This is a genomic window from Synechococcus sp. BS56D (assembly GCF_004332405.1).
Lineage (GTDB): Bacteria > Cyanobacteriota > Cyanobacteriia > PCC-6307 > Cyanobiaceae > Synechococcus_C.
Map to the genome: position 1 here is coordinate 17,833 of NZ_PHQU01000001.1, position 16,821 is coordinate 34,653.

General features: G+C 61.5%; 15 protein-coding genes and 1 tRNA gene. 9 read left to right on the plus strand and 7 right to left on the minus strand.

Annotated elements, in window-relative coordinates:
- From CWE17_RS00065 to CWE17_RS00075, 3 genes are read left to right on the plus strand one after another with little or no spacing between them, the layout of a single operon-like run.
- Nucleotides 1–1,146 carry a cell wall metabolism sensor histidine kinase WalK gene (locus CWE17_RS00065; protein WP_131454347.1) on the plus strand — a complete coding sequence of 382 codons (1,146 nt, stop codon included), beginning with the start codon at nucleotides 1–3 and terminating at the stop codon, nucleotides 1,144–1,146.
- Nucleotides 1,143–1,895, plus strand: coding sequence for a pseudouridine synthase (locus CWE17_RS00070; RefSeq protein WP_131454348.1), 753 nt, complete (start codon nucleotides 1,143–1,145; stop codon nucleotides 1,893–1,895). Before CWE17_RS00065 ends, CWE17_RS00070 begins: the two co-directional genes overlap by 4 nt.
- Nucleotides 1,895–2,779, plus strand: a complete 885-nt coding sequence (locus CWE17_RS00075; RefSeq protein WP_131454349.1) for a helix-turn-helix domain-containing protein — start codon at nucleotides 1,895–1,897, stop codon at nucleotides 2,777–2,779. The genes CWE17_RS00070 and CWE17_RS00075 overlap by 1 nt, the downstream gene beginning before the upstream one ends.
- Here the strand turns inward: CWE17_RS00075 and malQ are convergent.
- Complete coding sequence (malQ, locus tag CWE17_RS00080; protein ID WP_131454350.1) at nucleotides 2,743–4,233, minus strand: 4-alpha-glucanotransferase; 1,491 nt, start codon at nucleotides 4,231–4,233, stop codon at nucleotides 2,743–2,745. The genes CWE17_RS00075 and malQ overlap by 37 nt on opposite strands.
- An 8-nt stretch (nucleotides 4,234–4,241) precedes the next feature.
- Complete coding sequence (locus CWE17_RS00085; RefSeq protein ID WP_206338342.1) at nucleotides 4,242–5,402, minus strand: Coenzyme F420 hydrogenase/dehydrogenase, beta subunit C-terminal domain; 1,161 nt, start codon at nucleotides 5,400–5,402, stop codon at nucleotides 4,242–4,244.
- A 129-nt stretch (nucleotides 5,403–5,531) separates the two neighbouring features.
- Between CWE17_RS00085 and CWE17_RS00090 the strand changes: the two genes are divergently transcribed.
- Nucleotides 5,532–6,497, plus strand: a complete 966-nt coding sequence (locus CWE17_RS00090; RefSeq protein ID WP_131454352.1) for an LCP family protein — start codon at nucleotides 5,532–5,534, stop codon at nucleotides 6,495–6,497.
- Nucleotides 6,498–6,499: 2 nt separating this feature from the next.
- On the opposite strand, the gene CWE17_RS00095 is transcribed toward CWE17_RS00090, so the two are convergent.
- Nucleotides 6,500–6,997 (minus strand): hypothetical protein, encoded by a 498-nt coding sequence (locus CWE17_RS00095; protein ID WP_131454353.1) that lies wholly within the window; start codon nucleotides 6,995–6,997, stop codon nucleotides 6,500–6,502.
- Between the two features lie 95 nt (nucleotides 6,998–7,092).
- Between CWE17_RS00095 and CWE17_RS00100 the strand changes: the two genes are divergently transcribed.
- Nucleotides 7,093–8,088 (plus strand): ribose-phosphate pyrophosphokinase, encoded by a 996-nt coding sequence (locus CWE17_RS00100; RefSeq protein WP_131454354.1) that lies wholly within the window; start codon nucleotides 7,093–7,095, stop codon nucleotides 8,086–8,088.
- 214 nt (nucleotides 8,089–8,302) lie between these two features.
- The gene (locus CWE17_RS00105) at nucleotides 8,303–9,397 is read left to right on the plus strand and encodes a glycoside hydrolase family 10 protein (RefSeq protein WP_240789207.1); all 1,095 of its coding nucleotides are present in this window, start codon (nucleotides 8,303–8,305) and stop codon (nucleotides 9,395–9,397) included.
- A gap of 10 nt (nucleotides 9,398–9,407) precedes the next feature.
- Here the strand turns inward: CWE17_RS00105 and pepN are convergent, their stop codons facing one another.
- The 3 genes from pepN to CWE17_RS00120 all read right to left on the minus strand — a co-directional run bounded on the left by pepN (nucleotide 9,408) and on the right by CWE17_RS00120 (nucleotide 13,295).
- Nucleotides 9,408–12,035 (minus strand): aminopeptidase N, encoded by a 2,628-nt coding sequence (gene pepN, locus CWE17_RS00110; protein ID WP_131454356.1) that lies wholly within the window; start codon nucleotides 12,033–12,035, stop codon nucleotides 9,408–9,410.
- A gap of 142 nt (nucleotides 12,036–12,177) precedes the next feature.
- On the minus strand, nucleotides 12,178–12,642 hold the full coding sequence (locus CWE17_RS00115) for a cAMP phosphodiesterase (protein WP_131454357.1): 465 nt from the start codon (nucleotides 12,640–12,642) through the stop codon (nucleotides 12,178–12,180).
- An 80-nt stretch (nucleotides 12,643–12,722) separates the two neighbouring features.
- Nucleotides 12,723–13,295 carry a hypothetical protein gene (locus CWE17_RS00120; RefSeq protein ID WP_131454358.1) on the minus strand — a complete coding sequence of 191 codons (573 nt, stop codon included), beginning with the start codon at nucleotides 13,293–13,295 and terminating at the stop codon, nucleotides 12,723–12,725.
- A gap of 106 nt (nucleotides 13,296–13,401) precedes the next feature.
- Between CWE17_RS00120 and CWE17_RS00125 the strand changes: the two genes are divergently transcribed.
- The gene (locus CWE17_RS00125; RefSeq protein WP_131454359.1) at nucleotides 13,402–14,553 is read left to right on the plus strand and encodes a histidine kinase; all 1,152 of its coding nucleotides are present in this window, start codon (nucleotides 13,402–13,404) and stop codon (nucleotides 14,551–14,553) included.
- Nucleotides 14,554–14,595: 42 nt separating this feature from the next.
- Nucleotides 14,596–14,668 (plus strand) — tRNA-Glu (locus tag CWE17_RS00130).
- Nucleotides 14,669–14,829: 161 nt separating this feature from the next.
- Here CWE17_RS00130 and CWE17_RS00135 read toward each other — a convergent pair.
- The gene (locus CWE17_RS00135; RefSeq protein ID WP_131454775.1) at nucleotides 14,830–15,333 is read right to left on the minus strand and encodes an SRPBCC family protein; all 504 of its coding nucleotides are present in this window, start codon (nucleotides 15,331–15,333) and stop codon (nucleotides 14,830–14,832) included.
- A gap of 217 nt (nucleotides 15,334–15,550) precedes the next feature.
- Here CWE17_RS00135 and CWE17_RS00140 point away from each other — a divergent pair, with 217 nt between their 5' ends.
- Entirely contained in the window at nucleotides 15,551–16,711 is a 1,161-nt protein-coding gene (locus tag CWE17_RS00140) for a phycobilisome linker polypeptide (protein WP_131454360.1), read from the plus strand.
- Nucleotides 16,712–16,821 lie beyond the last annotated feature (110 nt).

Here is a 16,821-nt window from a genome sequence, read left to right on the forward strand (position 1 = left end):
ATGGCGGAGCAACTCGGGCTGGGGCTTGCCCTGGGTGTGGCGATCGGCACAGGACTCACCTGGACTCGACTCAGGCAAAGGTCACGCGCCGCGACCCCCAATGGTGCGGTTCTGCACGGCAAGACCCTCACCACACCACAACTGCTCGCTTGGATTGATGCCGGCACCCAGGGCTGGCTGATCCTCACCCCGGATCTGCATATCGCCTACATCAACGAAAAGGCTGAGCGACTCCTGCAGATCTCCCACAATTTGCTCGTGCGTGGGCAGCCCCTGGAAGAGGTGCTGTCGATCCCAGAATTGGAGGAAGCGATTGTGCGCGTCCGCCATCAGCAACGGCCGCAACGCAGTGAATGGGAATGGCAGGGGGATCCTTTAGAAGCGATCGTGCTGCCGGGATCGGATGAATGGCTGTTGGTGCTGCTGCAGAGTCGCCGCTCCCTTGAAGCGCAACAACAGCAACAAGAACGCTGGGTGAGCGATGTGGCCCACGAACTCAAGACGCCCCTGACCGCTCTCATGCTGGTGAGCGACCGTCTCGAAGGCGCTGTTCAGGGCCAGGACAGTGTGCTGGTGGAGCGCCTGCAGAAAGAGCTTCGTCGCCTGCAACTGATGGTGGAAGACCTACTGGAGCTCTCCAGGCTTGAGAACAGCCTGCCGCGAGACAACAGCTCCTACAGCGCGCTCACCCTTGAAAACCTGGTCGATAGTGCCTGGACCAGCATCCGTCCCATTGCCGAAGCCCGGGGCGTTCACCTTGCAATCAATAGTGATGAACCCGGACCGCTTCTCGGAGATCAGCGACGTCTCCATCGGGCGATCCTGAATCTGCTCGACAATGCGCTCCGCTACTCCCCGGACAACAGCCACGTGGAAGTGGAGATCCTTCCGAGTGGTGGCTGGTGGATGCTGTCGATCCGTGACCATGGCCCCGGCCTGAGTGACATGGATTTGAACAACATGTTCCAGCGCTTCTACCGCGGCGATCCCTCGAGGGCTCGCTCGAATCGCAGCGGTAGCGGTCTCGGGCTGGCCATCGTTCAACAAATTGCAGTGAACCATGGGGGGCGGATCCAAGCCCGCAATCACGCAGGAGGCGGCACCAACGTGGAACTGCTGCTCCCCCGCGGTGGACAGGCACTTTGACGGCTGAACGCCTACAGAAATTGATCGCTGCTGCTGGACTCTGTTCCAGACGGAAGGCAGAGCAACTGCTGCTGGACGCGCGGGTTGAGGTGAACGGTCGAATCGCCACCCTCGGAGACCGCGCCGATCCAGAGCAGGATCAGATCTGTGTGGATGGACGCCCCCTCCGCCGCCGGGATCCTGCTCGGGTGCTGCTACTGAACAAACCACAGGGGGTGATCAGCAGTTGTCACGATCCCCAGGGACGACCGACCGTGCTGGACCTGATCCCCGCCGAATTGCGCCGGGGCCTCCATCCCGTTGGGCGTCTGGATGCCGACAGCCGTGGCGCCCTGCTGCTGACGAACCAGGGAGCCATCACCTTGGAGCTGACCCATCCGCGCTACGCCCATCGCAAGACTTACCGGGTCTGGGTGGAAGGCCACCCGGCGCCCCAAATCCTGCAGCGATGGCGCGATGGCGTGCGTCTGGATGGCCTGCCAACCCAGCCAGCAGAAGTGATCTGCCTACGTCGAGCGGCAGGGCGTAGCCAGCTGGAGGTCATTCTCCGCGAAGGGCGAAATCGACAGATTCGGCGAACGGCAGATCTGCTCGGGCATCCTGTGCTGGACCTGCAGCGAACAGCGATCGCTGATCTTCCTCTCGGTTCCCTCCCTGAAGGGCAGTGGCGTGCCCTGAACAAGAGAGAATGGCGTGACCTGATGCCCGCGATGGGACTGTCCACGACAGAGCCTCCACAGACACGCTGATGCGACTCACGAGCTTCTGGAGGCGACGCAAGGTTGCCCCACCAGCGACTGCCGATGGCTCTCCCCAGAGCCCGATCGACCCTCTCGAGGCGGCAGGCCGCAGGCTGCGGGAGCGACGAGAGGAGCGCAACCTCAGCCTGAGGGATCTCTCCAGGGAGATCAGGATCACAACCCCAGTGCTAGAGGCTCTCGAGCGTGGATGGCGTGACCGCCTGCCAGAGGCCGCCTACCTGGGCTCGATGCTCCATCGACTGGAACAACACCTCGAATTGGAACCAGGAAGCCTCAACGGTGCCCTGCCCCCACCCCAGCGCTCACGGCTGGCACGTGGGGATCGAGGCAGTCGAAGGTTCACGATCGGAAGCATCGACATCTTCACCACCTGGCAGGGCAGTGTTGTCTATGGCGCCCTGATGGTGGCAAGCATCCTGGCCCTGAACCATCAACAGCGCTATCTGGCGCAGCAGGGCAGCCTGGCGCTGGAACCGATGATTCCCAGCACCGCCTCCATGGCCAGCGACCCTTCCCTGGCTGGGCTAAGACCGGTGGAAGAAGCCCAGCGTCGCTCTCTGAGCAGCCTCGTGCCTAAGGAGCAGGACGCGAACAGCCCGGCCCCATCGCCAACAAGCAACCCAACCGGTGTTCTTGAACTTCAGCTCAGCCGACCGAGCAGCATCCGGCTGTCGAGCGCGGGTGGAGACCGCAGCGAACTCACCGGCAGTCAGGGACGCCTCACGCTGCAATTGCGCGCCCCCGTCACACTGAGCATCCAGCCGGCACCGGCCGAGGCTGATCAGGTGCTCTGGAACGGAGTCAAGGTGACCTCAATTACAGGCCAGGACGGCAGCTATCGCCTCCCCCAGACCTCACCGCGCACTCCATAGCCTTGCAAGGCGCCCTCCAGTTGCTCATCCAGGGCAGTGAGACGCCAGGTCCAGTTGCCACCGACGGTTCCGGGGGTGTTGAAGCGGGCGGAATCATCAAGGTGAAGAAGATCCTGAAGCGGGGTCACCACCAGCCAGGCACTCGAGGCGAGCCCTAGCTCGAGGAGCTGCCAGCCAGGCGCTTCAACCGGGCATCCCAACAGCTGCTCAACCCTCTGACGGGCGGGCTCATCGAGGGTCTTCCACCAACCGATCGTGGTTGGGTTGTCGTGGGTGCCGGTGTAAACCACCCAGCGCTCACCTTGGATGTTGGCGGGCAGGTATGGATTGTCGGGATTGCCGTCAAAGGCGAATTGCAGGATCTTCATCCCGGGTAACCGAAACCGATCGCGCAGCGCTTCCACATCGGGGGTGACAACGCCGAGATCCTCTGCCACCAGAGGAAGCTCTCCACCAGCATCTCGACGCAGTTTCCGCAGCAGAGAAGCCCCTGGGGACGGCTTCCAGGCACCATTCATGGCCGTGTTATCGCCGCCCGGCACAGCCCAGTAGGCCGACAGGGCGCGGAAATGGTCAAGTCTCAGTAGGTCGGCCAGTTGCCACTGGCGCCGAAAGCGCTGCCGCCACCAGCGGAAACGACTGAGACGGTGGCGCCACCAGCGGAAGACGGGTGTTCCCCAGAGCTGGCCGGTGGCGGAGAAATAATCCGGCGGCACACCACTCTGTACGAGGAGCTCCCCTTCACTCGTCAGTGAAAAGAGCTGGCGATGACTCCAGACATCAGCACTGTCGCGGGCCACATAAAAAGGCAAATCACCAAAAATGCGCACATTGAGCTCACGGGCCAGCGATCGGATCCGCTGCCACTGGCGATCGAGATGCCACTGGAGCAGCCGATGGTGGAGGAGCGCAGCTTCGTTGTCGGCTTTCCAGCGTCGGAAGGCCCGCCCCTGACGGTTGGCCAGAGCTGACGGCCAGGTCCACCAAGGTTGCCCCTGATGCTGACGGCGCAGCTCCATGAAACAGGCATGATCCTCAAGCCAAAAGGCCTGGAGCTGACACCACCGGGCAAAGGCCTGATGGCGCTCAGACGACTGCTCTGACCAAGAAGCACTAAGGGCCTGGCCAATCCGCTCGGCCCGTTGCTCCGCCAGTTGCAAATCGACCCTGTCAGTCCCTGGGGCATCAGGTAATTCGGCCAGGTCCGCGTCTCGGATGAAGCCCTCCTCCGCAAGTTCCTCGGCATCAAGGCAACAGGGATTGAGCGCAAAGCTGGAGGGGGAGCTGTAGGGCGAGCCTGTGCCATCGACTGGCGCAAGGGGCAGCACCTGCCACACCTTGACTCCGTGCTGGGCCAAGGACCTCAGCCAACGGCTGGCAGCGGCACCAAAGCCACCGCAGACCGGAGAGCCGGGAAGGGCCGTGGGGTGCATCAGCACACCGAGTTCACGCATGGGAGGGCTCAGGTTGATGGGAGCCGGTAACGCTCCACGATTCGACGGGCAAAAGCAGGCAGGTGCCGCTCCACCATCCCTGGATGATGGCGCCGCAACCAGAGGGCGTTGCGGGTGAAATGGGAATCGATCGAGAAACGGCCATATTCCAGTCCCTTAGGGCCAATGCGCTGCACCACCCAGCCCACCAATTCAGCAAGCCACATCGGGAGACGAAACGCTTTGTCGTAGGCATCGATGCCCTGCTGGACAGCGGAGCGGCGATCGCCCCGGCTGGTCACGGGGGCGATGTCGAGGTCGGCCTCAATCAGCCGCAGCAACTCTGCCCCGCGGTCATTGCGCACCACGAGCCACTGGCGACCGAACTCAGCTCCCATGTAACCCACCACGAGATCGGCACCGGCATTCACATAGTCGAAGCAGCTCAGACAGCTCGGTGCGAACACATCCTTGAGCTTCGGGGTATCGAGACCGAAGAAAGGGACCGTCTCCTGGCGTCCATCCTGGTGCCGGAAATGAATCCTGAAATCCTGCATGAACTCGTAGTGCACAACGGTCTCGGGCGACTCGCTCGCACTGTTGAGAAACGTCTGCAAGCCTTCGCGAGAGACGTTGTCAACACAAGGAAGTCCGAGGACATAGAGCTGCTCGAGGGGGAGGGTGTCCTGCACCGCACGCAGCGCTTGGATCTGACAGCCGACGCCAATCGCAAGCAGACGACGAATTCCACTACCCGGTAGTTGCTCGAGCACCGAGAGGTTGTTCGACAGGGTTGGTTTGTTCACCCGGGCGGCCAGCACCTCCTCGGGGGTACGGGCAAGCACCGGCACCGGCGTAAAGCGATCGTCCGGGCTCTGCTGCACGCAGAGCACGGCATCCACCAGGCCGCTCTTCAAAGCCTTGATACCGAGGTGGCTCACGATTCCAGTCCACTGGGCTCCCTGAATCGGAGCCTTTAAACGCGCGGTGAGCATCCGCTGCTGGACGCCGAAATAAAGCTCATCCTCTTGATCCAGATCACGGGAACGTCCGTGATGGCGACGCTCCATCCCCTCGAAATCCTGATGGAGAAACGCACAGGACTGCCTCACATAGGCCACCCAGCGGGAATCACAGAGGCCACAGTCACTGCAGAGGTCTTTTGCCGGGCGAACCGTCCCCCGCGCCATCGGCCTGGCCCGGTCATGGGGAGCTGGAGCTGAATACTGCTGTGTCACGGAGAGGCCGGGCCTTCAAGCCTCCAAAGCTAATGAGCGGAAGTTGAGCGAGACTTGTTCGCAGTGGATTCAGCCCAGTTCATGGCTCTTCCCTCTCAGCGGCGCTGGCTGGGGCAGTACCCGGCGCGCACTCTGCTGCGCCTTGGTGCCGCCGTGGTGGGGATTGGTGTCGTGGGAGCCACGCTTGGCCTGGTCTGGCCTGAGGCCGACCGGGTGGCCCCTGATCGGCCCTCAGCCGAAGACCCCACAAGCCTTGCTGCCTTCCCGAGCCGTCCGGTCACTGTGCTCGTGGTGGGGGTGGATAGTGATGGACTGCGGGATCCGGTGAATCGGGCAGCACCCAAAGGACCGGCCAATGCCGACTCCCTGATGCTGGTGCGCGTCCAGGCGGGTGAACCCCTACAAATTCTGCAGATCCCTGTGGAGTTGGCCGTGCACCTGCCAGGCCGCAAGGGAATGGTGCCCCTCAGTGCGAGCTATCGAGATGGAGGGGTTGCCCTGACGGCTGACATCATCCGGGAGCTGGTGGGCCTGCCGGAGGGAGAGCCGGAACGCTTTGTGGTGGTGCCGCGCAAAGCTCTGCGCAGCCTGGTGGATGGACTCGGCCAAGTTGAGGTGAACCTCAGCCAGTCCTTCAGCCACACCGACAAAAGCCAGGACTACCGCGTGAACCTCCAGGCCGGTCGTCAGACCCTGAACGGGGCCCAAGCCGAACAGTTGGTGCGCCTACGCCAGGATCCTCTCGACGAGCAAGCCCGACGGATCCGCCAGCAGTGGCTGGTGATGGGTCTTGCCGAACAGCTGCGCCAGCCCAACGCCATCACCCTGCTCCCAGGCCTACTGGGTGAGATATCCGCCGATGTCAGCAGCGATCTCAGCAGCACGGAATGGCTAAGCCTGACGGCAGCCACCTTGAGCAGCAACCAACCCCCTCGCATCAGCAGCCTCCCCCTTGCCCCTCGTGCCGGAAAGCAGATCCTTCGCCAGCTCAACCCTTCAGCCCCTCGGCCGCTTTGGGAACCCGTGAACGGCCAACCAGCCCCCTGAACTCAGGGGACCAATCGCTGCAAGCGTTGACGCAACCGCCGAACCAGGAATGCATTCTGGTCGGGATCCGAGCGAACGACCTCACCACACCAGGGAAGGCCATCCCGTCGGCGACGGTCCGGCAACCAGGGGCCTCCGATCTGCACCAGGCCGACCAGGGGAACCCGCAATGCCGTGCAGAGGGCCGCATAGGCGGGCACGCAACCGGGCATCGCGCCGTCCTCGCCGGGAGCAGCCATCAGCAGCGTGGGCATCCTCCAGTCGCCAAGCGCCTCAATCCAGGAGCGCCGATGCTCGAGGTCCAAACCCGCATCGCCAGCGAGTCGCAACAGGGAGAACTCGGTCCCAGACGGGGCCGACAAAACCAGATCGGGATCCTCCCCACAGGCGTGGTGGCGAAGGGGCGCTGGCCAATGCTCAGCAAGGGCCTCACAGGCCAGGCGCATCCGCTGTTCGGGCAAGCTCCCGGCACCGATCAGAACCAGCTTTGGATCAGCCATGGGGGGACCTTAACGGGACTGGAGATCAAGGAAGGACTTGGCGTTGCCTCCCACGGCACTACGATCGGAACACAACTGTCCTCGTCCGCGGGCCCGTGACCAGTTTCCTGACTGCAGCCCGTGCCGAACAGGAGAAAATTCAGCAGGACACCCGTAGGCTCCGCTTGTTCAGCGGAACCTCCAACCCTGCTCTGTCTAGGGAAATTGCGGCCTACCTGGGCGTCCCCGATGGTCCTCGGGTGGTCAAGCGCTTTGCCGACGGCGAGCTTTACGTGCAGATCCAGGAGTCGATCCGGGGCTGCGATGTCTTCCTGATCCAACCCACCTGTGCTCCGGTCAATGACCACCTGATGGAGCTGCTGATCATGGTGGATGCCTGCCGTCGGGCCTCAGCCCGGCAAGTCACGGCTGTGGTGCCCTACTACGGCTACGCAAGAGCAGACCGAAAAACCGCAGGGCGGGAATCAATCACGGCCAAACTCACCGCCAACCTCCTGGTGAAATCCGGGGTCGACCGCGTGCTGGCGATGGACCTGCACTCAGCCCAGATCCAGGGTTATTTCGATATCCCCTGCGATCACATCTATGGATCGCCCGTGCTGGTCGACTATCTGGCCGCACAGGATCTTGGGGATGTTGTGGTGGTTTCGCCGGATGTGGGCGGGGTGGCCCGTGCCCGCGCCTTCGCCAAACAAATGAACGATGCGCCGCTGGCGATCATCGACAAGCGCCGGACTGGCCACAACATGGCGGAAAGCCTCACGGTGATTGGTGATGTCGCCGGCCGTACGGCGATCCTGATCGACGACATGATCGACACGGGTGGCACCATCTGCGCCGGAGCTCGCCTCCTGCGTCAGCAGGGTGCCGATCGGGTGATCGCCTGTGCCACCCACGCCGTTTTCTCGCCACCGGCCTGCGAGCGTCTATCTGTCGATGGGCTCTTTGAGCAGGTGGTGGTCACCAACAGCATTCCGATCGCGGCTGATCGCACCTTCCCTCAGCTGCAGGTGCTTTCGGTTGCAAACATGCTCGGAGAAGCGATTTGGCGGATTCACGAGGAAAGTTCTGTCAGCTCGATGTTCCGCTGACGTGAGCTGGGGCACAGCCACGGCGACAAGGATTAGAGCGCTGAAGCGTGCTTGCACCCCACGTGAACCCTCCACTCGTCATCGAGCGGTGGGTGGTCTTTCCTTGCTGAGCCTTGTGTTCTGCCTGGCGAGCCCGGCGGGTCAGAGCGTCCCACTGCCCTCGCGAGTGACTGTCCCGAGGACGCCCCCGCCACCAGCCGAGCCCACTCCCCCGATTCAACGCGCCAGCAGCCTGAGTGAACGCCTCGCGTCGGTCACTAGCAGCCAACCCCTCGGGGTCTGGCTCACCAACAGCCCAAGCCCCCTGTACTACGACAGGAATCGACTGCAACAGGCGGTGAAGGAACTCAAGGCCGCGGGATTCACCACCCTGTATCCGAATGTCTGGAGTCGGGGTACAACCTTTCACCAAAGCCAATTCGCGCCCTTGGAGCCCGCCCTTGCGGCAGCAGGGGTGAACCTCGATCCAATCTGCACTCTGAGCAGGGAAGCCCATGCCAGAGACATGAAGGTGATTCCCTGGTTCGAATATGGACTGATGGAGCCGGCGGGATCGGCTGTGGTCAGGGATCAGCCGGATTGGGTGCTGCAGAAGGCCAATGGAAGTCCGATCACCGTGCTGCACGGCAAGGAGATGGTCTGGCTCAATCCCGCCCACCCCCAGGTACGCGAGCGCTTCATCGGGCTCGTGGTGGAGGTCATGAAACGCTGCCGGCTGGATGGCCTGCAGTTGGATGACCACTTCGCCTGGCCCGTGGAACTGGGTTATGACCCCTACACATCTGAGCTTTACAGGCAAGACACCGGCTCGCTTCCACCGAAGGATCACACGAATCGCCAATGGATGACCTGGCGCCGCCGACAACTCACAGGTCTCCTGAGGGAGCTCCGTAGTCGCCTGAAAGAGGAGGCGCTGCCCCAACGGATCAGCCTCTCCCCTGGGCCCTTCCGGTTTGCTTACAACCACTGGCTCCAGGACTGGGAACTCTGGGCCGTTGGTGAGCTGATCGATGATCTGGTTGTGCAGAACTATGCCTACTCCCTGAAGGGATTTGCCAAAGATCTCGACCAACCGGCCCTACGCAAGGCCCGAGAATGGGGCATGCCGGTGCAGATCGGAGTGCTGGCCGGATTCGGCAAACGCACCACTCCGATGCCAGTGCTGCGGGAGAAGGTGCGGCTGTCCCGTGAACGGGGGCACGGCGTGATCTTCTTCTATTGGGAGGGCTTGTGGGGAGCGTACGCAGGGGAGGAGGGGCCTGCGATTCGCCAGGCCGCCTTCGAGTCACTGGGTGCGACACCCCCCTAACGGTTCAGCGTCAGCCCTGCTGCATCAGGGCCACAACCTCGCGGGTATTCGTCGAGAGCTCTGCCGCTGCAAGCTGATCCAGGGCTTGCTTGACCAAGGCCTGACGATCCGGCGCGTAGCTGCGCCAGCGACTGAACACCTTGGCCATTCGCGACGCCGTGATCGCATTGCGCTGATCCACCTGAATGATCTGAGCTGCCATGAAGCGGTAACCGCTTCCATTAGCCGCATGAAACACGAGCGGATTCCCCGCCAGCCCACCAAGGACGGCGCGGACCGCATTGGGCGCCATCGGATCGAACCGTGGGTGAGCGAGAAGCGCTTCCACCCGCGCCAGACCATCTGTTCGCGGGGTCGATGCCTCGAGAGCAAACCAACCATCAAGGATGACCGGCCGCTCCTGCCAACGGTCATAAAAACACTGCAGGGCCATCTCCCGTTCGCTGCAGTCAATCGGCAACAGGGCCCGAAGGGCAGCTCGGGCAAGGGTCATGGAAGGTCCATTGACCGCAGCTAGCGCCTGGGCCCATACGGCGCCATCACCCGCTGCCGCCAGCCAGCTCCAGATCACCGCGGTGAGTTGCCGCTCACCCTGCCCCAGGGGCCAGGCCTGGGAAAGCTGCGGGGCCAGGGCCTCCAGCCGCTGGTGCAGCAACGGTGCCAGGACCCGGCCAAGGCATTCACGCAAACCACAGGCGGCTTGAAAGAGAGCCGGAGGATCTGCTTCCTTCTGGAGAGCCTCCAGTTCTGCTCCACCGGGGAAAGCAAGCAGGGTCGCCAACACCGCTGGGTCGGACTCGCCCTCAATCGCGAGCAGGCCACGCAAGGCCTCGAGCATCCGTTGTTCAAGATCCGAATCCCTGGTCCCGGAAGCCCGGGCCAGCAACAGAGTGCGCCAGAGCTGCTGGCCCGCATCCCAGCGCGCGAAGGGGTCGTCGTCGTGAGCGAACAACAGGAACAACTCATCCACGTCCTGAACGGCCTGCCAATGCACCGGGGCCGAAAACCGACGAAACAGGGAGAGTGCAGGCGGACGCGCTGATGGCGAGAGTCCCTCCAAAACGAGAGTCTCTTCCTCCTGATCGAGCACCAACAGGCGCTCCTTTCCAGGTTCACCGTTGGGCCCGAGAAGAGCCCAGAGAAGAGGAATCACCAGCGGCTGCTTCTCTGGCTGGCCTGGGGTGGGCGGCGTGCTCTGACGGAAGCGCAGGGTCAGCTCCCCGGTCGAAGCATTCCATGCACGGTGAATCTGCACTGTGGGCGTGCCCGCTTGGTGATACCAGCGCTTGAACTGCTCAGGATCGAAGCCCAGTTCGTCACGATCGGCGCTGGCTCCATCAAGAATGGCGGCCACGAAATCATCCGTGGTGGCCGCCTCGCCGTCATGCCGCTGGAAGTACAGCCGCATGCCAGCCATGAAGCGCTCCTCCCCAAGCAAGGTGCGCAGCATGCGAATCAGCTCAGCGCCCTTCTCGTAAATCGTCGTTGTGTAGAAATTGTCGATGGCTTGGTAGGCGTCCGGCTTGACCGGATGGGCCGTGGGACCGGCATCCTCCCGAAATTGGGTATTGCGAAGCATCGAGGCATCCTCGATGCGCTTCAGGCCAGCGGAATGCAGATCAGCCGTGAAGCACTGATCGCGAAACACGGTGAGCCCCTCCTTAAGAGAGAGCTGAAACCAGTCGCGACAGGTGATCCGGTTGCCCGACCAATTATGAAAATACTCATGGGCGACGACACTTTCGATCCGCTCCAGTTCGCCGTCAGTTGCGGTTTCGGCATCAGCCAAAACCAGCTTGGAGTTGAAGATATTCAGACTCTTGTTCTCCATCGCGCCCATGTTGAAGTGGCGCACGGCAACCGTGTTGAACTCATCAAGGTCGTATTCGAGGCCATAGACCTGCTCATCCCATGCCATCGAGCGCTTGAGGGAGTCCATGGCATGGGAGGTGTAGGGCTCATCACCGGGCTCCACATGAAGACGTAACGCCACCTCGCGACCGGAGCGGGTCACAAAGTGATCCCGCAGCTCACGCAGATCACCAGCCACCAGGGCAAACAAATAGGAGGGCTTCAGGTACGGGTCATCCCAGATCGCCTCATGGCGGCTGGGGTCTCCACTCAGGGGGCCTTGACTCAGCGCATTGCCGTTGGACAAAAGCACCGGAAAACGCTGTCGATCGGCTTCGATGCGCACCCGATAACGACTGAGCACGTCGGGGCGATCGGGATGAAATGTGATCCTCCGGAAGCCCTCCGCTTCGCACTGGGTGGTGAGCATGCCACCACTGGCATACAGCCCCTCCAGGGAGGTATTGGCATGGGGATCGATGCGACAAACCGTCGTGAGAGTGAACGGCTGAAGAGGAGGAGCTGGGATTCGAAGCAGCGAGCCATCGAGAACGAAATCAGCCGCATCCAGAACCTTTCCATCGAGTTGGATCGACAGCAGCTCAAGATCCACACCGCGCAGGATCAGCGGCTGAGAATCCGCCAGGGGTTCCACTTGCAGACTGCTGGTGACTTGCACCAGGCGTTCCTCGATGCGGAAATCCAGTCTGATGCTGGGGATCGAGAAGGGGTATGGCTTGTAGTCAGCAAGGCGAACGACGGAATCCAGGGAAGCGGTGTGAGTCATGCGCAGCTCTCTCTTGACCGATCCTGGCGCGCTCTTCGCTCAGGCGGTGCTCACCAAAGGACTGAGCCTGCTGCCAAGCGGCCCACCAGATGCATCAGGATGCACCTGGTGGGCCTGGGGCTTGCGCTGTGACAGGAACGGCTTACTTGGCGCCCTTCTGTTTCTTGAGGGCTTCTTCCACCTTGGCCTTCACATCGGCGGGCACTTCCTTGGGACAGAACTGAAGAGCACCAGTGATGATCTGGAATTCGGCGCCAGCAAAGAGCTGCTCATTGGTGAGCTTCTTATTGCCGGCTGAGGCCACCTGGCCGCCATGGCGACCGTTGAGAATCTGCACATAGGTGGCAGCAGCGATACCGACGGCCTTGGGGAACTCGACCCCAGCGGCACGGGCATTGCACACGTAAGACGAGCCCATCCCCCGATAGAGAAAGACATCATCGTTAGTGGCGGGCTTGACAGCTGACTGACCAGCGTTCTGAGCCAAAGCGGACGGACCGAGCAGAACCAGAGGAGAAAGCAGCAGAGGAGCCGCTAATGCAAGCCGAAGACGGCGAGTGGGGAAGCGCAACAGTCCGAATCGGAAGACAGCGCCATGCTGCCCCATTCTGCGGCGGATGGACCAGTGCAGGCATGACCGAATCTGATTCGCCTCAGCTGAAACCTTGGCGAATCAGTGACGAACGATCAGGCAGGAATGGGGGCGGAAGCGTCCTCCATCCGTGTTTCATGGTGATGCTCAACAATCGCCAGCTCCCCTCTCTCCCAGCTGTAGATCGCCCTCGAGCGGTAGCGATCTTGATCAATCAGACGGGTGTGTTCCAGCACATGCCAATCGGCGTAATGGGATTCAAAGACAACCTCGTGCTCATCCACCTGACGGATGCTGGTCCGCACAGGCATGTCCTCGAGGTAGGCACGCTCCCTCTGGAGTTGATGCCCCATCAGGGTCGCCTCCATGACCCCTTCTCGGCGATAGCGCGGCTGCCGCTCGAAGAAGTCAGTCTCCCGCTCCGGCCACCAGGTGAAGCGATAGCGCGGCTGCCCCACCTGGGATTCCGCAAAGATCTCAACGCGGATCATCATGTCGAGATAGAGAACCTCATCCGTGGGGAAGAGGTACTGCCGCTGAGAACGCCAGAGGCCAAGGTTGCGCGCAAACCAGCGGCGCAGGTGACTGTCCAGCGGCAACCGTTGGTTAACCGGCGGATCTCCGGGGGGCTCGGAGACTCCCCGTCGCTCAAGCGGCAGCAGCGGCATGAAGAACCGTCCGGTGAGACAACAGTCTGTACAGCTTCGTCATAGCGGTTCTGCCAGAGCTTGCAAAAACCCATAAGGTGAGCATCATCTTTCTGACGACAGCCCTGTGGATGGGAACAATCCCAATCCGCGACAGCAGCTCAAGCTCCTGCTGGTGGCCGGTCGACACCATCTTTCGAGTGGTGATCTGCGCTCGCTGATCCACTTCCTCGAGCATGAAGACAACGGCTTCGACGTCACGCTGCAGATGTCGGACCCCTCACAGCAGCCGGAATTGCTTGAGCTGCATCGTCTGGTCGTGACTCCTGCTTTGGTGAAGCTCTTACCGGCTCCCAAGCAGGTGTTTGCCGGCAGCAGCATCTTCCAGCAGCTGCGGGGTTGGCTTCCCCGCTGGCAACAGGATGAGGTCGTAAGCGGATTGGGGCTGAGCCTCCAGCCCGCGGAGCTGGATGGCAGCCGCACCCAGCGGGAGCTCCAGCTGGAAGACCAGCTGCTTGTACTGCGTCAGGAGAATGAAACCCTGATCGATCGCCTCAGCGCCCAAGAACGGCTGCTGCGCATGGTCGCCCATGAGCTACGCACCCCCCTGACCGCTGCCACGCTGGCCTTGCAGAGCCAGCAACTCGGTCAGATCGACTTGGCGCGGTTTCAGGACGTACTCAAACGACGACTGGAAGAGATCGCGCTGCTCTCGAAAGACCTGCTGGAAGTGGGCAGCACCCGCTGGGAGGCCTTGTTCAACCCCCAGCGACTCGACCTTGCCAGCGTCGCCGCCGAAGCGATCCTTGAGCTCGAGAAGCTCTGGCTTGGTCGAGATGTGGCGATCCACACCGACATCCCCTCCGACCTGCCCAAGGTGTTTGCCGACCAACGCCGGATGCGCCAGGTGCTCCTGAACCTGCTGGAAAACGCCCTCAAATACACCCAGGACGGCGGTCGCATCTCACTGACGATGTTGCATCGCACCAGTCAGTGGTTGCAGATCAGCGTCTGCGATAGCGGTCCAGGAATACCCGAAGAGGAACAGCAACGGATTTTCCAGGATCGTGTTCGACTCCCCCAAACATCCGGGGGCACCTCTGGATTCGGTGTTGGCCTTTCAGTCTGTCGGCGCATCGTTGAAGTGCACGGCGGCAAGATCTGGGTGGTCTCCGAACCAGGGGAAGGAGCCTGCTTCTTCTTCACTGTTCCCGTCTGGCAAGGGCAAGATCAGAACGGCTCTGCCGCTGTCTTGACGGAGGGTCAGTCGGACCCCTAGTTTCATCTGGTGATCGGGAGCACATCCAACGATCACGGCCTCGCCCCCATCGTCTAGAGGCCTAGGACACCTCCCTTTCACGGAGGCGACAGGGGTTCGAATCCCCTTGGGGGTACTGCAAGTTTCGGAGTAGTTCTTGCTCCGATCGCTGATTTTTCTTTGATGTCTGTGATCTTCACACGGTTCATGCGTGTGGATCATTGATCATTCTTGGCTTCACCTTCACCTGACCATCGACCAACGGTTTAGGCGGGGCTTTTGACCAATCCAATCACTTCAGTTGTCGAACTGAATCCGTCGCTGGGCTTCCCGTTCCACGGCAAGAAGATTGGCCGAAAGATCGCTCCGCAGCCGTTGCTCAATCAGGGCCACAGGCATACCAAGACATCCTTGAACCGTGAGGTCATAAAGAAGTGAGGTGCCGTCGGGCAAGGACTGAAGACGCCAGGAGCCTTCAAAACGACGGAAATCGCCCTTGAGCATCCGAAATTGCAGCAGCCCCTCGGGGCGATGTTCGACCAGTTCGAGCTGAACAGCTGCAGAAAATCGCAAACCCAGCAACTGCTGACTGCCCACCTGAGCGAGCTCAACGCGATTGCCTTGCCTTGCTTCAAGGGTGGAGCTGCTGAGATTGGGGATGAAGCTGCTCAAACGGTCGTAATCCGTGAGAACGGACCAGAGGAGATCGACACCAATTGGTGTGCGCAGCTGCACAGCCAGCCTTCGCACACCCTGGGGGAGGCGCTCCATGGTCTGCTCAATGGTTTGACGGCGCAGCATGGAATCCTCAACACCGCGGGCCCCGTTGCGCTGCAGCCGTGACAAATCCGTGAACGTCAACGACGAGTCCCCGCTGAGAAATCTGAAAGAGTCAATCGAACGATCTTAAGAAAAACACTCAGCAGCAGCGCCAAACACCGTGAAGCAGTCGGCAAATGTAACCAGAGATCTGCTGAGCACGCCTATGATCGCGCCGTTTCATGAGAAGGCAAAGTCCATGCGCGTCAGCACGGCTGGTTCAGGCGACTCCAAAGAACGCATGTTCACCGTGGTGGTGCTCGGCCTTCAGTCCGGTCGTCAGCGCCGTGCGGAACGGCGCTTCACTGTGGGATTTAGCCAGCTCCAGGCCACTGTTCAGCGCATTACTTCGTCAGGCGGCAAAATCACAGCCGTGATCCCTGCCGATTCCGGATCGACGCCCGCCAGTACCGCCTCTCAGACGCCCTCTTCTTCTGCCCCTGTGACTGCTTCCGCTCCCAAGCCTGCCCATGCAGCCGTTCCGGTCAACCTCTACAAACCGAAAACTCCCTTCATCGGCACTGTTACCGAGAACTACAGCCTGCTGGATGAGGGTGCGATCGGACGCGTGCAGCACATCACCTTCGACCTGAGTGGCGGCGACCCCCATCTGAATTACGTCGAAGGCCAAAGCATCGGCATCATTCCCGATGGTGAAGACGCCAACGGCAAGCCCCATAAGCTCCGTCTCTATTCGATCGCCAGCACCCGCCATGGCGACGACTATCACGACAACACCGTTTCGCTCTGCGTTCGCCAACTGCAATACGAGAAGGACGGAGAGACCATCAACGGCGTCTGCTCGACCTTCCTCTGTGACATCGAGCCCGGCGCCAAGGTGAAGATCACCGGCCCCGTTGGCAAGGAAATGCTTCTCCCCGAAGACGAGGAGGCCAACGTGATCATGCTGGCCACTGGCACCGGTATCGCTCCGATGCGCACCTACCTGCGCCGCATGTTTGAGCCCAAGGAGCGCGAGCTCAACAACTGGCACTTCCGTGGCAAGGCCTGGCTGTTCATGGGTGCTCCCAAAACCCCGAACCTTCTCTACGACGCTGATTTCGAGCACTATCAGAGCCAGTTCCCCGAGAACTTCCGCTACACCAAGGCCATCAGCCGCGAGCAGCAGAACAGCAAGGGTGGCCGCATGTACATCCAGGATCGGGTGCTCGAACACGCCGAAGAGATCTTCGCGATGATTGAAAATCCCAAGACCCACGTGTACATGTGCGGACTTCGGGGCATGGAGCCCGGCATTGACGAAGCGATGAGTGCCGCGGCTGCCGCCAAAGGGCTCGACTGGTCGGAATTGCGTCCCCAGCTCAAGAAAGCTGATCGTTGGCACGTCGAAACCTATTGATCCGCTCAGCCCGCCTCCCGGCGGGCTTTTTTTCAAAACCATGGCGGGATGTTCTGGAGCACTGCCAGGACTGCAATTCCTGGTTAAACCTCTGGCAGAACTCTCCGTGC

Bases quoted from the DNA above. Each gene is read 5' to 3' on its own strand.
- CWE17_RS00065 (WP_131454347.1), top strand. From the start codon at position 1: ATGGCGGAGCAACTCGGGCTGGGGCTTGCCCTGGGTGTGGCGATCGGC.
- CWE17_RS00075 (WP_131454349.1), top strand. From the start codon at position 1,895: ATGCGACTCACGAGCTTCTGGAGGCGACGCAAGGTTGCCCCACCAGCG.
- malQ (WP_131454350.1), bottom strand. From the start codon at position 4,233: ATGCGTGAACTCGGTGTGCTGATGCACCCCACGGCCCTTCCCGGCTCT.
- CWE17_RS00085 (WP_206338342.1), bottom strand. From the start codon at position 5,402: ATGGCGCGGGGGACGGTTCGCCCGGCAAAAGACCTCTGCAGTGACTGT.
- CWE17_RS00090 (WP_131454352.1), top strand. From the start codon at position 5,532: ATGGCTCTTCCCTCTCAGCGGCGCTGGCTGGGGCAGTACCCGGCGCGC.
- CWE17_RS00095 (WP_131454353.1), bottom strand. From the start codon at position 6,997: ATGGCTGATCCAAAGCTGGTTCTGATCGGTGCCGGGAGCTTGCCCGAA.
- pepN (WP_131454356.1), bottom strand. From the start codon at position 12,035: ATGACTCACACCGCTTCCCTGGATTCCGTCGTTCGCCTTGCTGACTAC.
- CWE17_RS00115 (WP_131454357.1), bottom strand. From the start codon at position 12,642: ATGGGGCAGCATGGCGCTGTCTTCCGATTCGGACTGTTGCGCTTCCCC.
- CWE17_RS00120 (WP_131454358.1), bottom strand. From the start codon at position 13,295: ATGCCGCTGCTGCCGCTTGAGCGACGGGGAGTCTCCGAGCCCCCCGGA.
- CWE17_RS00135 (WP_131454775.1), bottom strand. From the start codon at position 15,333: ATGCTGCGCCGTCAAACCATTGAGCAGACCATGGAGCGCCTCCCCCAG.
- CWE17_RS00140 (WP_131454360.1), top strand. From the start codon at position 15,551: ATGCGCGTCAGCACGGCTGGTTCAGGCGACTCCAAAGAACGCATGTTC.